Here is a 2,286-nt window from a genome sequence, read left to right on the forward strand (position 1 = left end):
GCTTTAGTCGCAATAGCATTGGTATTAGCAGTAACATTGGCATTGGTAGCATCTAAATCAGTTTGGTTGGCCTTTTTTTGCAGCTCAGTTTGAGTAGCAACAGTCTGTCCACCTACTGTAAGTGTGCCATTAACAGTAGTATTACCTACTACTGTTAAAGTACCATCAACATACAAATCCTGTGCTTGAGCATGATTGATAATACCTATTCCAAAAATCATACTGAGTGCAAACGCAAGTTTTCTTACGCCAAAAACTTTTAAATTTGATGAAGCATTCATCAAAATAGCGTATTGTTGAATACCATTTTTTTTACGAGTTTGACCAACTGTCTGATTCTTAGACTTTCCATTGGACTTAGCGGTCTCTGCTACGGCAATAAATAAACCTGTAGTCTTACAGCGTATTACCTTATAAATATGGTTCATGTAATATTATCCTGAGAGTTAAATATTAAGCAAATGATATACATAGCTATCAAATTACAATTAACTTTTGTAATTATTTAAAAAGTTAATCTACCTTTTTTTAAAAATTTTAACAATATTGGTAATTCCAGTATAAAATGTTTTTATTAACAATATAAGTCTTGTTACTACAAAAACTGTATGGCTTATCAGACCCAGCCATGGAAAAACAACTGGCACGAGACTTACTCTTTCGTCGCTTTGTCGGATTATCGCTGACTGACAATGTGCCCGATCACAGCACCATCTGGCGATACCACAAACACCTAGGCGAACTTGGACTTACCCAACCCTTATTCAACCAAATCAACGAGCAACTAGCCGAGCAAAATATTATCATCAAAGCAGGCAGTGTCAGCATCATCGATGCCAGTATCGTCGAAGCCAAGAACAAACGAGCTAAAAAAGGCAAACATACCGACAATACCCAAGACAAAGAAGCTGCTTACGTCAGTAAAAAAGACAGTACAGGCAAAGTGAAAACCACCTACGGCTTTAAAATCCATCTAAACTGTGATGAAGACAGCTTTGTCAAAAAAGTTGAAACTACCCCAGCCAATGTGCATGATTCCCAATGTTTTACCACGCTGTTAACAGGTGATGAATCTGCTGTTTACGCTGACAGTGCGTATAAAAGCCAAGCCCATGATGACTATCTTGCCAAGCATGAACCACCGATAAACAATCAGGTGGTGGTTCAAAAAGTAGGCTGGGAAAAAAACAGGCTGAGAAATTGATAAAATAGTGAAATGCACATCATACTATACATCAAATGCCCAGCCTGTCTAAGTGACAGTATAAGAACCTGTTCACAATCTTTTCAATAACAAAGCGATGAAAGCAAGATTGGTAAATTGAAGGCTCGAATTTAAATGACGCTCACAGTTTTTCCATAGACGTCTATTTTTCTCAAGGCAAGCAAACGAACGTTCTACAACCCATCGCTTTGGTATGACTTTAAACGTATGCAGTTCATCTCTTTTGGCAACTTCTGTGGTAACGGTTTCGCCTAAAAGGGTCTTTACACTATTGGCAAATGCCTCACCTCGATAACCGCCATCAACCATCACATTTTTTACCCGGCTTAAGCGTTTAGCATGTTGACGAAGTAACGTTTTAGCCCCCTCACGGTCGGTGATATTGGCAGTGGTAATACAGATAGCATGCGGCAAGCCTTGGCTGTCTACCGCAATATGGCGCTTAATCCCTGATACTTTCTTTCCTGCGTCATAGCCTTTGTGTTTGGCGGTATCTGTGTTCTTAACGCTTTGAGCATCGATGATGATAAAACTGGTTTTGCCCTTACGGTTGTCCTTCTTTCGCGCTTTTTTGACTAATTTTTTTTAAGACTCTGTCAAGAATGCTGTTGCCTTCTTCGTCAAGCTCGCTCCATTTCTGAAAGTACGAGTGGACGGTGCGCCATTTGGGAAAGTCATGGGGCAGCTGAGCGGCAAAAAATGATCGATAAGACCCATCAACTTTCGGTACGACAACAATCGCAATTGATTCAAATCAATCGCAGTACGTTGTATTACAAGTCCAAAGAGATTTCATCAACTGATTTGAGTTTGATGCGTCTGATCGATGAAATTCATCTCGACTACCCCTTTATGGGCAGTCGAATGATACGAGATATGCTACAGCGTCAAGGGCATCAAATAGGTCGGCGTAAAGTCCGACGTTTAATGCGCTTGATGGGAATACATGCCTTGTATCCAAAACCCAATACCAGTAAGCCTAATCTTGCACACCGTATTTTCCCATATCTGTTGAAAAACATGGTCATCGATCACTCTAATCAAGTCTGGTGTACAGATAT

The 2,286-nt window shown here is 39.9% G+C and carries 1 protein-coding gene and 3 pseudogenes; 2 read left to right on the forward strand and 2 right to left on the reverse strand.

The features are described from left to right. Positions 1 to 428 (reverse strand): ESPR domain-containing protein (locus F988_RS03660; protein ID WP_004681123.1); only part of this gene is annotated, 428 nt, incomplete at its 3' end. Between the two features lie 158 nt (positions 429 to 586). On the opposite strand from F988_RS03660, the pseudogene F988_RS03665 reads away from it, so the two are divergent. Next, positions 587 to 1,159, forward strand: a pseudogene (locus F988_RS03665) (IS5 family transposase); the annotation flags it as partial. A 117-nt stretch (positions 1,160 to 1,276) separates the two neighbouring features. Here F988_RS03665 and F988_RS03670 read toward each other — a convergent pair. Continuing rightward, positions 1,277 to 1,913: pseudogene (locus tag F988_RS03670) on the reverse strand (IS5 family transposase); the annotation flags it as partial. Between F988_RS03670 and F988_RS15355 the strand changes: the two are divergent. Further along, positions 1,880 to 2,286, forward strand: a pseudogene (locus tag F988_RS15355) (IS3 family transposase); the annotation flags it as partial. The pseudogenes F988_RS03670 and F988_RS15355 sit on opposite strands and share 34 nt — an antisense overlap.

Source organism: Acinetobacter parvus DSM 16617 = CIP 108168 (assembly GCF_000368025.1).
GTDB classification, from domain to species: domain Bacteria; phylum Pseudomonadota; class Gammaproteobacteria; order Pseudomonadales; family Moraxellaceae; genus Acinetobacter; species Acinetobacter parvus.